Source organism: Calidithermus terrae, from assembly GCF_003574345.1.
Classification (GTDB): domain Bacteria; phylum Deinococcota; class Deinococci; order Deinococcales; family Thermaceae; genus Calidithermus; species Calidithermus chliarophilus.
The window spans coordinates 1-17,063 of the sequence record NZ_QXDL01000079.1 but is presented as its reverse complement, the minus strand read 5'-3'; the positions used below and the strand labels follow the sequence as shown (position 1 = coordinate 17,063).

The 17,063-nt window shown below is 70.7% G+C and carries 11 protein-coding genes and 1 tRNA gene; 4 read left to right on the top strand and 8 right to left on the bottom strand.

Going from position 1 to position 17,063, the window contains the following annotated elements:
• Together Mterra_RS10460 and Mterra_RS10455 are read left to right on the top strand one after the other, a co-directional pair.
• The coding region (locus Mterra_RS10460; RefSeq protein ID WP_147372681.1) for an ATP-binding protein at window positions 1-2,220 on the top strand (2,220 nt) is incomplete at its 5' end.
• 133 nt (window positions 2,221-2,353) lie between these two features.
• Window positions 2,354-5,464 carry a LamG-like jellyroll fold domain-containing protein gene (locus Mterra_RS10455; protein ID WP_147372679.1) on the top strand — a complete coding sequence of 1,037 codons (3,111 nt, stop codon included), beginning with the start codon at window positions 2,354-2,356 and terminating at the stop codon, window positions 5,462-5,464.
• Window positions 5,465-5,521: 57 nt separating this feature from the next.
• Here Mterra_RS10455 and Mterra_RS10450 read toward each other — a convergent pair.
• A tRNA-Ser gene (locus Mterra_RS10450) sits at window positions 5,522-5,613 on the bottom strand.
• 92 nt (window positions 5,614-5,705) lie between these two features.
• Here Mterra_RS10450 and Mterra_RS10445 point away from each other — a divergent pair.
• Entirely contained in the window at window positions 5,706-6,374 is a 669-nt protein-coding gene (locus Mterra_RS10445; RefSeq protein ID WP_119315149.1) for a PIG-L deacetylase family protein, read from the top strand.
• Here the strand turns inward: Mterra_RS10445 and Mterra_RS10440 are convergent.
• From Mterra_RS10440 to Mterra_RS10410, 7 genes are all read right to left on the bottom strand, one after another.
• On the bottom strand, window positions 6,274-7,593 hold the full coding sequence (locus tag Mterra_RS10440) for a chloride channel protein (protein WP_119315148.1): 1,320 nt from the start codon (window positions 7,591-7,593) through the stop codon (window positions 6,274-6,276). The genes Mterra_RS10445 and Mterra_RS10440 overlap by 101 nt on opposite strands.
• 65 nt (window positions 7,594-7,658) lie before the next feature.
• Window positions 7,659-8,765 carry an amidohydrolase family protein gene (locus Mterra_RS10435; RefSeq protein WP_119315147.1) on the bottom strand — a complete coding sequence of 369 codons (1,107 nt, stop codon included), beginning with the start codon at window positions 8,763-8,765 and terminating at the stop codon, window positions 7,659-7,661.
• Entirely contained in the window at window positions 8,762-9,541 is a 780-nt protein-coding gene (locus Mterra_RS10430; RefSeq protein WP_119315146.1) for a GNAT family N-acetyltransferase, read from the bottom strand. The genes Mterra_RS10435 and Mterra_RS10430 overlap by 4 nt, the downstream gene beginning before the upstream one ends.
• Before the next feature lie 15 nt (window positions 9,542-9,556).
• Window positions 9,557-10,666 (bottom strand): o-succinylbenzoate synthase, encoded by a 1,110-nt coding sequence (gene menC / locus Mterra_RS10425; RefSeq protein ID WP_119315145.1) that lies wholly within the window; start codon window positions 10,664-10,666, stop codon window positions 9,557-9,559.
• Between the two features lie 223 nt (window positions 10,667-10,889).
• Window positions 10,890-11,609, bottom strand: coding sequence for a class I SAM-dependent methyltransferase (locus Mterra_RS10420; RefSeq protein ID WP_119315144.1), 720 nt, complete (start codon window positions 11,607-11,609; stop codon window positions 10,890-10,892).
• Window positions 11,610-11,634: 25 nt separating this feature from the next.
• Window positions 11,635-13,170 carry a nicotinate phosphoribosyltransferase gene (locus tag Mterra_RS10415; protein WP_119315143.1) on the bottom strand — a complete coding sequence of 512 codons (1,536 nt, stop codon included), beginning with the start codon at window positions 13,168-13,170 and terminating at the stop codon, window positions 11,635-11,637.
• Window positions 13,171-13,339: 169 nt separating this feature from the next.
• The gene (locus Mterra_RS10410) at window positions 13,340-14,191 is read right to left on the bottom strand and encodes a DUF1206 domain-containing protein (RefSeq protein ID WP_170159628.1); all 852 of its coding nucleotides are present in this window, start codon (window positions 14,189-14,191) and stop codon (window positions 13,340-13,342) included.
• Window positions 14,192-14,289: 98 nt separating this feature from the next.
• On the opposite strand from Mterra_RS10410, the gene metH reads away from it, so the two are divergent.
• Window positions 14,290-17,063, top strand: a 2,774-nt coding sequence (metH, locus tag Mterra_RS10405; RefSeq protein WP_420836699.1) for a methionine synthase, incomplete at its 3' end; no start/stop codon positions are given.

Sequence of the window (17,063 nt, the reverse complement as noted above, 5' to 3'; positions counted from 1 at the left end):
CCCCCGCAGGCCCCGGCCTACCCCGTGCTGCACAACCTGCCGACCCGCCTGACCACCTTCATCGGGCGGGAGGAGGAGCTGGGCCTGGTCAACCGGCGGCTCGAGGCCGGCGAGCGCCTGATCACCCTGGCCGGGCCGGGCGGCATGGGCAAGACCCGCCTGGCGCTCAGCGTGGCCGAGAGCCAGCTCGGGGCCTTCGCCGACGGGGTGTGGTTCGTGGCGCTGGCCCCGCTGTCGCACAGCGCGCTGATCGTCCCGGCCGTCGCGGAGGCCCTCGGCCTCAGCCTGGCCCGCGCCGCCGACCCCAAGGCCAAGCTGCTCGAGCACCTGCGCGGGCGGGAGATGCTGCTGGTGCTCGACAACTTCGAGCACCTCGTGGACGGGGCCGCCCTGGTGGCGGAGCTGCTCAACGAGGCCCCCCAGCTACGGGTGCTGGTCACCTCGCGCGAGCGGCTGCGCCTGCAGGCGGAGTGGGTGCTCGACCTCCAGGGCCTGGGCTACCCGCCCGGCTACGACCTCGAGGCCGTGCGGCGCTCGAGCGCCGTGCGCCTGTTCGTGGAGCGGGCCAACCGGGCGTGGCCGCAGTTCGCCCTCACGCCCGAGGTCGCCCCGGCGGTGCTGCGCGTGTGCCAGTTGCTGCAGGGGCTGCCGCTGGGCCTCGAGCTCGCCGCCGCCTGGGTCTCGGCCTTCACCCCGCAGGACATCGTGGCCGAGCTCGAGCGCAGCCTGGGCGTGCTCGAGGTGCCCGCCCCCGACCTGCCCGAGCGCCACCGCTCGTTGCGGGCGGTCTTCGAGCACTCCTGGCAGCGCCTCACCCCCGAGCAGCAGCAGGCCCTGGCCCGCCTCACCGTCTTCCGGGGCGGCTTCGACCGGACGGCCGCGCTCAAGGTCGCGGGCGTGGGGCCCATGGTCCTGCTGGCCCTGGCCGACAGGTCGCTGCTGCGCCGCACCCCGAGCGGTCGCTTCGAGCTGCACGAGGTGATCCGGCAGCAGGCGCACGAGCAGGCCGGGACGGGCGAGGCTTTGGCGGCCGTCCGGCAGGCCCACGCCGAGCACTACCTCGCCCTGGCCGAGGAGGCCGGCGCCTACCTGCGCGGCCCGGAGGAGGCTCACTGGCTCGAGCGCCTCGCCCTCGAGCACGACAACCTCCGCGCCGCCCTGGATTGGGCGCTGTCGCGGCGAGACGCCGCCCTGGCGCTGCGGCTGGCGACGTCCGTGCACCACTTCTGGTACGTGCGCGGCCACCACCGCGAGGGCAAGGCCTGGCTCGAGCGCGCCCTCGGCCTGCCCTTAGAAGGCATTCCCCCGCGCCTGCACGCCAAGGCCCTGGGCGCCCTGGCCGAGCGGGCCAAGGACCAGGGCGACTACGCCCAGGCCCTGCAGGCCCAGCAGGAAGCCCTCGAGCTCTGGCAGCGCCTCGAAGACCGGGGCGAGGTCGCGGGCGCCTTGCACAGCCTGGGGACCATCGTCCGCGAGCAGGGCAACTTCGACCAGGCCCTCGGCTACTTCGAGGAGAGCCTGCGCCTGCGGCGCGAGCTCGACGACCGCTACGGCATCGCCACCACCCTCAACGACATCGGCGTGGTCTACGGCTACCGCGGCCAGTTCGAGGCGTCGCGGCCCTACTTCGAGGAGAGCCTGGCCCGCAAGCGCGAGATCGGGGACCGGCGGGGCGTCGCCTACGCCCTGGGCAACCTCGGCCAGGTGCTCTCGGAGCTCGGCGAGCACGCCCGGGCTCGAGCCCTCACCGAGGAGAGCCTCGCCATCAAGCGCGAGCTCGGCGACCAGCAGGGCATCGCGGTGTCGCTGGTCAACCTCGCCATCCTGGCCCTGCGGCAGGAGGAGCTGGAGGGGGCGCGGGACTACCTCGAGGAGGGCCTGCGCATCCTCTACGCCCTCGAGCGCCGCTGGAGCATCGGCGTGGTGCTGGCCTCCTTCGTCGAGCTCGCCCTGCGGCTGGGCCAGTTCGAGCGGGCCATGCGGCTGATGGGCGCGGTCTACGGCCTCACCGAGGCCATGGGCCTGGCCGAGCCGCCGGTGAGCCCGGAGAACGTCGAGCGCTACCTCGCCGCCGGCCGCCAGCACCTCGAGCCCCAGGCCTTCGAGCGGGCGCTGGCCGAGGGCAGGGAAATGAGCCTCGAGCAGATCGTGGCCTACGCGATGCAGCGGCCGGAGGCGGGGGCTCGAGCGGGGTCGGCATTAAGGAGCCAGCCCGGTTAGGCCAGCCGGAAAGGGGCCCGCAGGGTTCGCCCTCACGCCCTGCGGGCTCGTCATCGGGGCGGCTCGAGGCCGTATAACGCCATATAACGCCCGCCTCCTACCCTTGCCTCAGACCAAGCAGGAGGAGGCATGTATGGCAGGCAAACCCCAACCTATCCGCGTGATCTGGGCCTTCCTGGCCCTCGCAGCCCTGGCGGGCTGCGCTCAGCAGGCGGCCGACCCCGCCCCCAAACTGGTGGCCGTGGCTTCCACCGGCCCCACCACGGTGGAGGTGACGTTCAGCGAGGCCGTCGAGGCCGGGGCCACCACCGCGGCCAACTACGCCATCACCCCGAGCCTGGCGGTCACCCAGGCCGTGCTGGACGCGCAGAAGACCAAGGTGACGCTCACCACCGCGCCCCAGAGCGCCGTCCAGTACACCCTCAAGGTCGCGGGGGTCCAGGACGCCAAGGGCAACCCCATCGACCCGGCCGCCGACAGCAAGACCTTCACCGGCACCGCGCCCGCGGCGGGCGATAGCGACGGGGACGGGCTCCTCGACGCCGACGAGGCGAGCGGCTGGGAGGTTCAGGTCAGGCAGGGCGACGGCAGCTTCGCCAAGCGCGCCGTGACCAGCGACCCGGCCAAGCCCGACACCGACGGCGACGGCCTGAACGACAAGGAGGAGCGCTCGAACTTCACCGACCCGCGCAGCAGCGACACCGACCAGGACGGCCTGGCCGACTTCGACGAGCTCAAGAAGTGGGCCAGCTCGCCCGCCGACGTGGACTCCGACGGCGACGCCAAGGGCAACTCCTCGCTCTTCGACGGCAACGAGATCAAGCTGCACGGCACCTCGCCCACCCTCGCCGACACCGACGGCGACAAGATCAGCGACTACGACGAGATCATCGTGCGCGGGGGGGTGTACAACCCGCTCATCGCCAACGTGCCCCAGCTCGAGCTCTCCCTCGAGGGCACCACCGACCTCAGCGTCAACGTCAAGCTCACCAGCAACAACACCGTCGTCAGCACCAAGTCGGCCTCGCTCTCCCAGGGCACTTCCACCAGCACCTCCAGCACCGACAGCCAGACCCGCCGCGTCGAGGGCAGCGTGAGCGCGACGGTGGGGGCTGAGCTCAGCGCCGGGACCGACGGCGTCGGCACCACGCTCAGCGCTTCGGTGACGGTGAGCGCGGGCTTCTCCAACGAGAACACCCGCAGCTACACCCAAGATTCCAGCCGCTCCTCGCAGCAGACCCGTGAAGAAGCCCTTTCCGAGGGCAGCGAGTCGGGGAAGACCATCGACGACGGGCGCGTCGGCGTGGGGCTGCGGGTCAAGAACGCCGGGGACGTGAGCTTCAAGCTCGAGGACCTCGTGATCACCGCGCTCTTCCGCGACCCCGCCGACCCCACCAAGTTCAAGACCATCACCAGCCTCACCCCGGCCATCCCCGCCGGCGGCGTCACGCTGGCCAGCGGCAGCCAGACCGGCGTGCTCGACGCCCGCAACGTCGCCATCCCCGCCGACCAGGCGCTGGAGATCATGGCCCACCCCAACAACCTCTTCTTCCAGTTCAGCACCTACAACCTCACCGACCAGGAAGGGCGCAACTTCGAGTTCCTCAAGGAGGTCACCCTGGCCCAGACCGCGCTGGTGGTCATCGACTACGGCAACGGCCACGTCAGCCGTGCCCGCGTCGCCACCAACGTAGAGCGTCAGGGCGGCAAGATCGTGGGCGTCAGCATGAAGAAGGTGCTCGACGACATCCTCGAGCTCCCCTTCGCCACCCAGGCCAAGCCGGACGGAACCAGGGTGCTCACCAGCCTCTTCGACAAGCAGGCCGGCGCCAACGTCGCCCGCAACTCCCAGCAGCGCGCCCTGTGGGCGGTGGTCGGCTCCTCGAACCTGAGCATCCCCGCGGGCACCCACTTCGAGGACATCCTGCTCAAGCCCGGCACCGAGATCCACCTTCTCTACGTGCAGGACCGCGACGACGACGGCCTCTTCGCCAGCGAAGAGTACTTCTACGGCACCCGCGACGACGTGGCCGACTCCGACGGCGACGGGCTGAAGGACGGGCTCGAGGTCAAGCAGGGCTGGACGGTGGCGGTCGTGGGCAAGGCCTCGCGCAAGGTGTTCCCCAACCCCACCGTGGCCGACTTCGACAACGACAGCCTCGCCGACGCCCAGGAGAAGCTGAAGGGCACCGACCCCTTCAAGGCCGACACCGACAGCGACACCACCGCCGACGACAAGGACCCCGCCCCCCTCGACCCCAGCGTCACCGGCAACCGCCCGCCCCTCATCGACAGCTTCAGCGCGAGCATCTCGGGTTTCGTGGCGACCGTGACCGCCAGCGTGAGCGACCCCGACGCCAACCTCAGCAAGGTGGAGATCGACTGGGGCGACGGCACGGCCAAGACCACCCTCACCAGCAACTTCGCCGCCATCAACACCACCCACAAGTACGGCGCCGCCGGGACCTACACCGTCAGGCTCACCGCCACCGACGCCTCCGGCGTGAGCGTCAGCCAGCAGGGCAACGTGCAGGCCAGCATCCCCAGGGACGGGCTGCTCGGGGAGTACCTCTTCAGCAACAGCGCCAGCGACACCAGCGGCAACAACAAGAACGGCTCGATCAGCAGCGTGGCCTGCGTGCAGCCCGCCGCCAACCGCAACGGCCTGGCGAGCAAGGCCTACGAGTTCAACAACGGCTCCGGCGCGGGCTGCGGCGACAGCAACGGCGTCTACGGCCTCGTCAGCACCGCCAACCTGGGGCAGGGCGGCAGCTTCAGCTACAGCGTCTGGGTCCGCCCCCTCACCAACAACGACCAGTGGATCCTGGGCCAGAACAACGGCAACGGCTCCCAGCCCTGGGCGGCCTTAGTGGTGGGCAACCCCAACGCCCTGGGCGGCACCAGCGGCCGGGTTTCGTTCGTCCTCACCGGCTCCGGCCCCACCCTCACCGTGGCCGACAGCGCCAGCGTGTCCACCAGCGCCTGGGCGCACTACGTGGTCACCGTCTCGAGCAGCGGCGGCCAGACCACGGTCAAGCTCTACCGCAACGGCGCCCAGGTCGCCACCGTTAGCGCGAACGGGAGCTACGCCAACCCCTCGAGCGCCAACAACTTCCTCATGGGCAACGCCGCGCTCAACAACACCAGCGCGGTCTTTAGGGGCCTCATGGACGACGTGCGGGTCTACAACCGCGCCCTGAGCGACGGGGAGATCCAGGCCCTCTACAGCGACACCGGCAACTGAAGCCGCCTCCATGCGAATCCCCCCGCCCTGGGTGGGCGGGGGGTTTTCTCGTGCTGCTGGCGGAGAGGGAGGGATTCGAACCCTCGATAGAGCGAACGCCCTATACACGCTCTCCAGGCGTGCCCCTTCAACCACTCGGGCACCTCTCCAGGCGCAGCACCAATGAATGTAGCACACCGCCGGGGGTGTGTCTAGCGCACGCTTCTCTCACCGAGGGGCAGGGCGGGGTAGACTGCGCCCTATGCGTCTGATGGCGATCTTCCCTCATCCCGACGACGAGATCGGTACGGCCGGAACCCTGGCCCGCCACGCCCTGCGCGGCGACGCGGTGAAGCTGGTGTGGCTCACGAGGGGCGAACTGGCGAGCCAGTTCGGCGACGCCCCGCCCGAGGAGGTCGCGGCGGTGCGCGAGGGCCACGGCCGGGAGGTGGCCCGCATCCTGGGGGCCGAGTACGAGTTCCTGAACTACCCCGACACCGGCCTCACCGGGGGGCGCGAGGAGGCGCTGTCGGTCGCCCGGCTGGTCGCGGCCTGGAAGCCCGACGTGGTGTTCACCTGGGACCCCCACGACGTCCACCCCGACCACCGCGCGGCCTACACCGCCACGCTCTCGGCGCTCAAGCTCTGCCGCATCCCCAAGCTGGTGGGGGAGGCCCACCGCAGCCGCATCCGGCTGCTGCACTACTACCGCGAGGACATCCACCGCCCCGTGGTCTACGTGGACATCGGGGAGGAGGGGCAGGCGGTGGCCGAGCAGGTCTTCAGCCTGTACCGCGACTTCTACCAGTGGGACTACAGCTTGGAGGCCTTCAGGGCGAACCGGGCGCGGCTTGGGACTCTGGCGGGGGTTCGCTACGCGGAGCGCTTTCAGGCGGAGGGGCCGCTGCCTCACCCTTATCTTCCAAGATAGCCACCTGGTCGGGCATGCGCGTGGGGTTGGTGAGCGCGTAGGCGGCGAAGGCGGCGGGGAGGGCCACGGGCAGGACGCTGTAGCCGCCGATCTCGCAGGCCAGCACCACCGAGGCGAAGGGGGCGCGGGCGATCCCCGCGAGCAGCCCGGCCATCCCGGCCAGGGCCGCGGCCTCGGCGGGCGGGGCGAGGCCCGGGGTGACCCTCGAGGCGATGATCCCCACCAGCCCGCCCAGGGCCAGGGCCGGGCCGAAGTAGCCGCCGTAGCCCCGCACCCCGCCCGCCGCCACCAGCAGGATGAGCTGCACCAGGAACAGCACCGCCAGGAAGCGCAGGTCGAGGATGGGCGAGAGCCCGAGCTGCACCCAGGGCAGCGCGTTGCCCAGCGCGGCCGGGAAGGCCAGCACCACCGCCCCGATCAGGAGGCCCAGCAGCAGGTGGCGGTAGACGTAGGGGAGGCGGCGCACCAGGAAGCGCAGCCAGTAGCTGCCCTCCAGCCACAGCGCCCCCACCCCCGCGCACAGCAGCCCCACCGCCAGCCCGAAGACCAGCGAGGTCCAGGGCACGGTGCCCACCTGGATGTCGAAGATGGGGCCGTAGCCCAGGATGGCCCCGTACACCGAGAACCCGGCCAGCGCCCCGATCAGGGCGGGGGCCAGCGCGCTGACCTCCAGCGCGAGCCCGCGGAAGACGATCTCGGAGGCCAGCAGCGCGGCGGCCAGCGGGGCGTGGAAGGCGGCGGCGAACCCGGCGGCCATCCCGGCGAAGGGCAGGTAGCGCCCCGAGCCGCCCATGGGGAAACGCCGCCCGACGGCCGCGCCGATCCATAGGCCCATGGTAGCCATGGGGCCCTCACGCCCCAGCGGCGAGCCCGAGCCCAGTTGCAGGACGGCGGCGAGGCTCGAGCGCAGGTGCTCGAGGAAGCGCGCGCGCCGCTCGATGCGGTACATCGAGAGGAACCAGCCCAGGCCGTGGCCGGTGCCCACCACGGTAGCCAGGGCGAAGATCAGCGCGGGGAGCAGGGCCAAGAACCACAGGCGCGGGCCGGTGAAGACCTGGGCCAGCCCGCCCTCGCCGGGCAGCCCGGGCGGCTGGTAGCCCAGCACCCAGCCCAGCACCACGTTCTGCACCAGGCTCAGCCCCGACGCGATCAGGGCCGCCACCAGCCCGGTGAGCGCGCCGACGAATCCGCTGTAGAGGATCAGGGGGCCGACCTGCATCAATTCACCTTAGCCTCGAGGGGCCGCAATCGAACCTGCCGGAAGTCACCGTGGGTCAACCCCCGTCACCACGATTGTACCTGGCTGAGCGCGCTCCCCCGCGTGATGCGGGGGGTCTGAAGGCCGAGCACCCGGTAGCCGCCGCGGGTCGCCGAGCGCACCAGCACCCGCGGGTCCACCTTGCCCCACAGGTGCAGGGCCTCGTTGCGCACGTCCAGGTCGGGGCTGCTGCCGCGCGAGTCGGTGCCCAGGGCCACCTCGACGCCGTGCTTGAGGTACAGCGCCCAGGGGAACTCGCCGCACTCGAGGCCCCGGTTGCTGCGCGGGCAGGAGACCACCCGGCACCCGGCCTGCGCGATCACCCGCACGTCGGCCTCGTCCACCTGCACCGCGTGGACCAGCGTGACGCCGGGGCCCAGGAGGCCCAGGTCGGCGAGGTACTGCACGGGGGAGACGCCGGGCGGGGTCCACACGGGCAGTTTCATCTGCCGCATGAACTCCACGAAGCCCCCCTCGGCCCGCCTTACGTAGCGGCTCTCCTCGGGGCTCTCGGCGACGTGGATCTGCACGGGGAAGCCCTCGAGGGCGGCGAACTCCACCAGGAGCCTGAACAGCGGTGCGCTCACGGTGTGGGTGGCGTGGGGCGAGAGGCCCACCTTCACCCGCCCCTCGCGCTTCTTCCAGGCCAAAAGCTGCGGCTTGAGGGCCGCGAAGACGTCGTGGGCCTTGCCGGGGTCGGGGCCGATCACCTCGCGGTAAGCCACGCCGGGGAGGTCGGAGTGCCCCAGCAGCCAGTCCATCACCGCGTCGCGGGCCACGATGTCGCCGAAGGCCCCCGCCCCCAGCGCGCGCAGCTCCTCGAGCCCCTGCCGCGCCGCCTCCACCCCGCGCCCCGCGCCGTTGGCGAGGACGTGGCGGATGAACCCGACGTAGGGCCCCTCGAAGTAGGGCAGCCGCGAGAGGTCGAGGTGGGTGTGGGCGTTGGCTACGGGCGGCGTGAGGGCCTTGCCCTTGTGGACCACGGGCGCGCCGGGGTAGGCGCGCTGGAGCTCCTCGAGCCCCCCCGTCATCGCGACGTGATCGCCCACCACCGCCAGGCCCCCCCGCAGCATGGGGGTGCCGAAGCCCAGGTAGACCACCTCGGCGGTCCAGATCTCGGGCTCGAGCCTCATCCCGAACGCTCCAGCAGGTAGCGGTTGGGGAAGCGCACGAAGTCGGTGACCCGGTAGCCGCGCGCGAAGTAGTGGCCGAACAGCGCCCTCGAGTGCTCCCGCCAGGCCAGCGCCAGGGCCTTGTCGTGCTGGAGGATCTGTCCCCAGTCCTCGGGGATCTGCAGCAGCAGGCGGGGGGCCTCCAGGCCCAGGTTGAGCGCCACGGGTTGCTCGTCCTGCACGGTGTTGGCGTAGGGCAGACCCTCGACGTGGGGCAGGGGCTCGGGGGCGTAGACGCGCCGGAAGACCCGCTCCGAGCGGATCTCCCAGTCCACGTCGGCGCGGTCGGAGGGGGCCCCGGCGTTGATGCCGGTCATCTCGCCGTAGCAGTCGGGGATGTACTTGCCGAAGGTCACGCCCAGCTTGCGCAGGTTGAAGTTGGCGTTGAGCCCGCGCAGGGGGTCGAAGGTCCAGGCCACCACCTCGTAGCCGCGGCTCAGGCACCAGTCGCGCTGGAAGCGCTTGAGCAGCAGCGCGGCGGGGGTGCCGCGGTGGGCCTCGAGCACCCCCATCATGTGCGAGTGGTGGCGCTTGGGGTCGGCGGTGGGGAAGCCGAAGACGAAGCCCACCATCTCGCCGCCCAGGAAAGCCCCGGCCACCAGCGCTCCCTCGTGGGCCATCGCCATCATCGAGCGGGCGGGCATCACGTCGTCGGGGTCGCCCCAGATGGCCGCCTGGAGCTCCTCGACGGGGAGGATCTCCCCGGGTTCGTGCAGTTGGCGAACGACGACTTCCATCGCTTTGGCGGCGCCTCAGGAGTTGGCGACGTAGGCCGACTTGAGCGCCAGGCGGTCGATGAGCTCGCGCTTGGGCGTGACCCCGAGGCCGGGGCCCTGGGGCACCGCCATCATGCCGCCGGAGGCCTCGAGCGCCTCCTCGACGATGTCCTCCTCCCAGTAGCGGCTCGCCGAGGAGGTGTCGCCCGGCTTGACGAACATGGGCAGCGTCGCCACGTGGATGTTGGCCGCGCGCCCGATGCCCGCCTCGAGCATCCCCCCCATCCACACCGGCAGCCCGTAGCTCTCGGTGATGTCGTGGATCTTGCGGCTCGCCAGGATGCCCCCCACCCGCGCGGGCTTGAGGTTGATGACCCGCCCGGCGCCGATCTCGAGCGCCTTGCGCGCGTCCTCGGGGCTGGTGATCGACTCGTCGAGGCAGATCGAGGTGGAGATGGCCGCCTGCAGCTTGGCGTGGTCCACGATATCGTCGAAGGCCAGGGGCTGCTCGATGTAGTCGAGGCCGGCGGCGTCCATGGCCTTGAAGGTGGCGACGTGGTTGAGGGTGTAGGCCGAGTTGGCGTCCACGGTGAGGTTGGCCTCGGGGTAGGCCTCGCGCACCGCCATCAGCATCTTCACGTCCCAGCCGGGCTTGATCTTGAGCTTGATGCGCTTGTAGCCCTGCTCGAGCCCCCTGCCCACCTTCTCGACGGTGGCCTCGACGCTGGGCTCGATCCCCAGGCTGATCCCCACCGGGATCTCCTCGCGCACCCCGCCCAGCACCTTCCACAGCGGCTGCCCCAGGCTCTTGCACCACAAGTCCCAGAAGGCCATCTCGAGCGCGGCCTTGGTCATCTTGTTGCCCCGGAAGTTGCGGACGTGCGCCCACAGCGCCTCGGGGTTGGCGATGTCCTTGCCCAGCACCTGCGGGATGAGCAGCTCCTCCAGCAGCGCCCAGGCCCCCGCGATGGTCTCCTCGCGGTAGTGGGGGGTGTGCTCCATGACCGTCTCGGCGTAGCCCTCGAGGCCCTCGCCGTAGAGGGTGAGCACGATGATGTGCCGCTCGGTCTGCACGCCGAAGGAGGTCTCGAAGCGGAAGCGCAGGGGCAGGGTGATGAGCTTCATCTCGGCAGCTTCAATTCGCATGGGGCTATGCTAACGCGCTGGGCGGGGAAGGTAAAACGCCGGGCGCCGGACGCGGGGCGCTGGGCGCGGGTCGTACGTCGTACGTCCTACGCAAAACGCAAGACGCGAAACGCAAAACGCAAGACGCCTTGTTCCCCCCTTAGCAAGGGGGGCTGGGGGGATATTTCCCTCCCCGCGTGCGGGGAGGGAAGGGGAGGGGTTACCACAGGCTACGAGCCCCTACTCACCGCCGCCAGGCGGTGACGCAGAAGTGCAGCGAGTCGGCGTCGAGCTTTTCGCCGTGGAAGCCGCCTTTGAGGCGGTAGTCGAAGCCGTAGGAGCGGAGCCAGCGCTCGAGTTCGTAGCGGGTGAAGTAGCGCTGGGTGAGGGTGAAGGTCTGGCGGCGTACCACGCCTTTGGCGTCGGTGCGGTCGAGGTAGTAGTGGGTCAGGAGGGCCTGGATGGCGGGGAGGTGTTCCTGGCGGATGAAGACCTCGAGGCCCCCCTCGTAGCTCCCCTCCCAGCGCAGCACCTCGGGAGGGCCGATGTGGGCGGGGTTGTAGAGGTCGAAGGCCAGGCGCCCGCCGGGCCCCAGGTGATCGGCGATGCCGCGGAGGGCCTGGTCCTGCTCCTCGAGGGTGTACAGGTGCATGAAGGCGTTGAAGGGGGCGATGATGAGGGGGAACCTGCGCCCCAGGTCCAGGGCGCGCATGTCGCCCTCGAGCCACTCTACGGGCAGGCCCTCGGTGTGCTGCCGGCCCAGCTCCCGCATGGCCCCGGAGGGCTCGAGCGCCACCACCTCGACCCCGGACCGGGCGACGGCCCGCGTCACCCGGCCGGTCCCCGCGCCGAGCTCGAGCACCGGCCCGCCGTAGTCGCGGGCTAAGCGGGCGTAGAACTCGAGGTCGTCGGTGTAGCGGGCGTACTGCAGGGCGTAGAACTCGGCGACGGGGTCGTAATCCACGCGACCGATTCTAACGCGCCCCTGCTCAGCTCCCCTGCAACAGCGCCTCGACCATCTGGTTCTTGAGCTGCCACAGGCGGCTGGAGAGCGAGACGTGGTAGGTGTGGGGGTTGATCAGGCGGCGCACGCCGGGGTCGAGCAATTCCACGTCCTTGCGGTGGCGCTCGCGCAGGACCTCGAGCGGCTGCGGCTCGGCGACGCGCTGGCCGCGCCAGACCTCCTCCTGCAGGGGCTCGAGGCGGCAGGCCGCCGTCTTGACCCGGCGGATCTTGCCCGCGTCGGAGGGGTGGTGCAGGGTGAGGGTGGGCTCGGCGCAGGGGTCCTCGTCGGAGAGGGTGAGCACGTCGGCGGAGGCCAGGCCGCGGTCGTCGTAGAGCCGCCAGGCCTTCTTGTGGCCGGGGTTGAGCACCTTCTCCAGCGTCTCCGAGACCTTGATGGCCGGCTTCCACTCGCCGTCCTCGCGCACCGCCACCACCTTGTAGACCCCGCCCAGCGCCGGCTGGCCCCAGCTCGTCACCATGCGGGTGCCCACCCCGAAGACCAGCCGCCTTGTCAGGGCGTCGGCGTCCACGCCGTAGCGCGGGGCCTCCTGCCGGATCTGGGTGTAGATCTGCCAGATCACCAGCTCGTCGAGGTCGGAGGAGAGCACGATGGCGGCGTCGGGGAAGCCGGCCTTGTCGAGCAGTTGGGCCGAGCGGATGGAGAGGTAGGCCAGGTCGCCCGAGTCGAGGCGGATCCCCACGGGCCGGTGGCCCTTCGCCCGCAGCTCCTCGAAGACCTGGATGGCGTTGGGGACGCCGCTCTCGAGCACGTCCACCGTGTCCACGAGCAGCACGGTGTCGTCGGGGTAGACCTCGGCGAAGGCCCGGAAGGCGTCGAGCTCGCCCATGCCCAGCGCCATGAAGGCCTGCACCATGCTGTGGGCGTGGGTCCCGGCGGCCTGCAGGCCCAGCTCGTGCGACATGCCCACGTTCGAGCTGCGGTTGGCCCCCCCGATCAGCGCGGCGCGGGTGGCCGAGTTGCCCGCCCCGCTCGCCGCCCGCCGCAAGCCCATGTCCAGCACGTAGGCGGCAGGCCCGGCGGCCTCGCGGATGCGGCTGGACTTGGTGGCGATGAGGGTCTCGAAGTTGAGCTTGTTCAACAGGGCGGTCTCGAGCAGTTGCGCCTGCACCAGCGGCCCCTCGATGGCGACGAGGGGCACCTGGGGGTGCACCACCCGGCCCTCGGCGACGGCCCGCAGCGTCAGCCCGTCGAAGGATCCGTTGCGGCCCAGCCAGCGCAGGAAGTCCTCGCCGAACATCGGCTCGCCCGCGCGGGTCTTGTGCGAGCGCAGCACCTCGAGCTCCGCCTCCTTGAAGCGGGCGCTCTCCATCCACTCCAGCAGTGGGTCGAGGCCGGCGAACACCCCGTACCCCGCCTGGTGCTGCCCGTAGTCGGGGTTCTTGCGGTAGAAAAACTCGAACAGCGCGGGCCGCTCGTGGATGCCCAGGCGGTAATAGACCTGCGCCATGGTGAGCTGATACTGGTCGGTGAGCAATATGCCCTCGGTGAGGCTCGGCATGGGATGATCATAACGGGGGACGTGAGAGGCTGAACGCCGATAGCCGAACGCTAAACGCCGATGGCCCATAGCCGATGGCCGATAGCTAAACACAAGACGCGAAACGCCCGACGCCTTGGCCCTCGGCCCTCGACCTCGAGCGCCGCACGCCGCGAGCCGCTGCCGGAGGCTAGCTCTGCCGGACCGGGATGATGCGGTAGCGGCTTTGGGCGATGACGAAGATGCCGTAGGCGACGAGGCCCAGGGCGACGGCGCCCAGGAGCCAGGGGCCGGCGGGGCGGCTCTCGAGGAGGCTCAGGGCGTCGGCGATGCCCCCGGCGCGCTGGGGGTTGTCGGTCCAGGCGGCCTCGAGCAAGAAGCCGCCCACGATGGCGAACACCACGCCGCGGGCGGCGATGCCCACCTGGCCGAGCCGGGTGAGCAGGCGGTAGGCGGGCTCGGGGAGGTCGTCGAAGTGCAGGCGGCGGAGAAAGCTGGCCCGGTAGGCGATGTAGAACTGGCTCAGGGCCAGGCCGAGGATTACGGCGCCGGCCCCCGCCACGACCCAGGGGCCGGCGTCCGTCCGCAGCAATTCGGCGGTCCAGTCCTCCTCGCTCTTGCCGCGCCCGTTGGAGCGGCCCGCCAGGGCGAAGCCTAAGGCGAACCAGGCCAGGCTCAGGTGAACGCCCGCGCTCACCGCGTAGCCCAGCCGCTTGGCCCAGGCTTTGGGCCCCCGCCCGTGGCGTTCGGGGTCCAGCACCGCCCGCACCACGTGCCAAAGGGCGTACCCGGCCAGCCCCAGGGCCAGCAGCCCCAGGACGACCTGGCCGAAGGGCTGCTCGCCCACGCGCTCGAGCGCCCCCCGTGGGTCGGTGTTCTGGGCGCTCTCGCGGGCTTGAAAGGCGGCCCGGGCCGCCAGGACCCCGATCAGGCCGTAGACGATCCCCTTGGCGAAATACCCGGCCCGTGCCAGGGCCTCGATCTCGGGGGCGGCCCGGCGCACCGCCCGCCGCACCTCCTGCTTGACCCGCGCCTTTTCCACGGCGCCCATGATGGGGAGAAAAGCTGACGGTCGGCTGATGCCCAGCTTGGGCCCGGCGGCTTTCACCCGTCGCGGGGGCGATGGCCTACAATGCCCCTGTGGAGTCATTGGTATACCGCGACTTTTTCGCCGAACAGGGCCTCGAGCCCCTCACCGCCGAGGGCTACCGCCGCGAGGCGCGGGCCGAAGCATTCCCCTACCTGCAAGCCCTCTCCCGCCGGGTGCTGGTCTACGACGGGGCGATGGGCACCGAGATTTTCAAGTACGACCTCACGGCGGAGGATTACGGCGGCGAGCTCTACAACGGCTGCCCGGAGATGCTCAACCGGGTCCAGCCCGACGTGATCGCCCGCATCCACCGCAGCTACCTCGAGGCCGGCGCCGACGTGATCGAGACCAACACCTTCGGGGCCTTCCCCCACGTGCTGGTGGAGTACGGGCTCGAGGCCGAGGCCGAAGACCTGGCCTACCTGGGCGCCCGCGTCGCCCGCGAGGAGGCCGACCGCCTCTCCACCCCCGAGAAGCCCCGCTTCGTGGCCGGTTCGCTGGGGCCGGGCACCAAGCTCATCAGCCTGGGGCAGATCGGTTGGCGGGAGATGCTGGGGTCGTACCGCGTGGCCGCCCGCGGCCTGATCCGGGGTGGGGTGGACGTGCTGCTGATCGAGACCGCCCAGGACATCCTCCAGGTGCGCTGCGCGGTGCAGGCGGCGCGTGCGGCCATGCAGGACGTGGGGCGCGAGGTGCCCCTGCAGGTGCAGGTCACGGTGGAGTCCACCGGGACCATGCTCGTAGGCACCGACGACAACGCCGCCCTGACCGCGCTCGAGGCCCTCCCCATCGACGTCATCGGGATGAACTGTGCCACCGGCCCCGACCTGATGGACTCGCACGTCCGCTTCTTCTGCCAGAACTCCACCCGCTGGGTCTCCTGCCTGCCCAACGCCGGCCTGCCCCGCAACGAGGGGGGACGGGTGGTCTACGACCTCACCCCCGCCGAGCTGGTGCGCTGGCAGACGAAGTTCGTGCGCGAGTACGGCCTCAACGTGGTGGGCGGCTGCTGCGGCACCGGCCCCGAGCACATCCGCGCCCTGGCGGAGGCGCTGGGCAGCCACCCGCAGGCCGCGAAGACGCTGGCGCAGTTCCCGGCGCAGGTGGCGAGCCTCTACCAGGCAGTGCCGCTCAAGCAGGACACCGGCATCCTCATCGTGGGGGAGCGCACCAACGCCACGGGGAGCAAGAAGTTCCGCGAGCTGCTGTTCGCCGGCGACTTCGAGGGGATGCTCGAGCTCGCCCAGGAGCAGGTGGCCGAAGGGGCACACGTGCTCGACGTCTCGGTGGCCTGGACCGGCCGCGACGAGGTGCGCGACATGCGCGAGGTCGTGAAGCGCTTCGCCACCAGCGTGCAAATCCCCATCATGATCGACTCCACCCAGACCGACGTGATGCAGGAGGCGCTCGAGCACCTGGGGGGCCGGGCCATCCTCAACTCGGTCAACCTCGAGGACGGCCTGGAGAAGTTCGACAAGGTGGCCTCCCTCGCCCGCCAGCACGGAGCGGCCCTGGTGGCGCTCACCATCGACGAGGACAAGGAAGCGGGCATGGCGAAGACGCCCGAGCGCAAGGTCGAGATCGCCCTGCGGATGTACGAGCGCCTTACCCAGGTCCACGGCATCCCGGGCAGCTCGATCCTCTTCGACCTGCTCACCTTCCCCATCACCCAGGGCGACGAGGACACCCGCAAGCTGGGCATGTGGACCATCGAGGGCATCCGCAGGGTGCGCGAGCTGCTGCCCGAGGTGGGCTTCATCCTGGGCGTCTCCAACGTCTCCTTCGGGGTCTCGCCCCAAGCCCGCGTGGTGCTCAACTCGGTCTTCCTCGACGAGTGCATCAAGGCCGGGCTCACGGCGGCCATCCTCAACGCGGGCAAGATCCTGCCCATCAACCAGATCCCCGAGGAGCAGTACAAGCTCGCCCTCGACCTCATCTACGACCGCCGCGCCTTCAACCCCGACGGCTCCGTGGCCCACGACCCGCTCTTCGCCTTCGTGGACTACTTCGCCAAGAACAAGGTCGAGCGATCGGCCGCCGCCGACCCCTTCGCCGGGCTCGGCGTGGAGGAGCGCCTGAAGAAGCGCATCATCGAGGGGCGCAAGGTGGGCCTCGAGGCCGACCTCGAGGCCGCCCTGCAGGCGGGCTACACCCCGGTCTCGGTCATCAACGAGGTGCTGCTGGAGGGCATGAAGGTGGTGGGCGACCTCTTCGGCGCGGGCAAGATGCAACTCCCCTTCGTGCTCCAGGCCGCCGAGACCATGAAGGCGGCGGTGCGCTACCTCGAGCCCAAGATGGACCGGCTCGAGGGCGTCCACAAGGGCACCATGGTGCTCGCCACCGTCAAGGGCGACGTGCACGACATCGGCAAGAACCTCGTGGACATCATCCTCTCCAACAACGGCTACCGGGTGGTGAACCTGGGCATCAAGAAGCCCATCGAGGAGATCCTGGCCGCCGTCGAGGAGCACCGGCCCCAGGTGGTGGGCATGAGCGGCCTCTTGGTCAAGAGCACGGTGGTGATGAAGGAGAACCTCGAGTACATGCGCGAGCGGGGCTACCGCATCCCCGTGGTGCTCGGCGGCGCGGCGCTCAACCGCCACTACGTCGAGCACGACCTGCGCCAGGCCTACGCCACCGGCCCCGTCTACTACGCCTCCGACGCCTTCGACGGCCTGCAGCTGATGGAAGAGCTCACCGGCCACGCCCCGCCCAGGCTCACCAGCCGTGAGCAGAGCGGCCACAAGTACAAGACCGCCTACGAGATCCTGATGGAGAAGCTCGAGGCCGGCTCGGAGTACGTCCCCTCCAACGTCCCCCCCGC

Bases quoted from the DNA above. Each gene is read 5' to 3' on its own strand.
- Mterra_RS10455 (WP_147372679.1), top strand. From the start codon at position 2,354: ATGGCAGGCAAACCCCAACCTATCCGCGTGATCTGGGCCTTCCTGGCC.
- Mterra_RS10445 (WP_119315149.1), top strand. From the start codon at position 5,706: ATGCGTCTGATGGCGATCTTCCCTCATCCCGACGACGAGATCGGTACG.
- Mterra_RS10440 (WP_119315148.1), bottom strand. From the start codon at position 7,593: ATGCAGGTCGGCCCCCTGATCCTCTACAGCGGATTCGTCGGCGCGCTC.
- Mterra_RS10435 (WP_119315147.1), bottom strand. From the start codon at position 8,765: ATGAGGCTCGAGCCCGAGATCTGGACCGCCGAGGTGGTCTACCTGGGC.
- Mterra_RS10430 (WP_119315146.1), bottom strand. From the start codon at position 9,541: ATGGAAGTCGTCGTTCGCCAACTGCACGAACCCGGGGAGATCCTCCCC.
- menC (WP_119315145.1), bottom strand. From the start codon at position 10,666: ATGCGAATTGAAGCTGCCGAGATGAAGCTCATCACCCTGCCCCTGCGC.
- Mterra_RS10415 (WP_119315143.1), bottom strand. From the start codon at position 13,170: ATGCCGAGCCTCACCGAGGGCATATTGCTCACCGACCAGTATCAGCTC.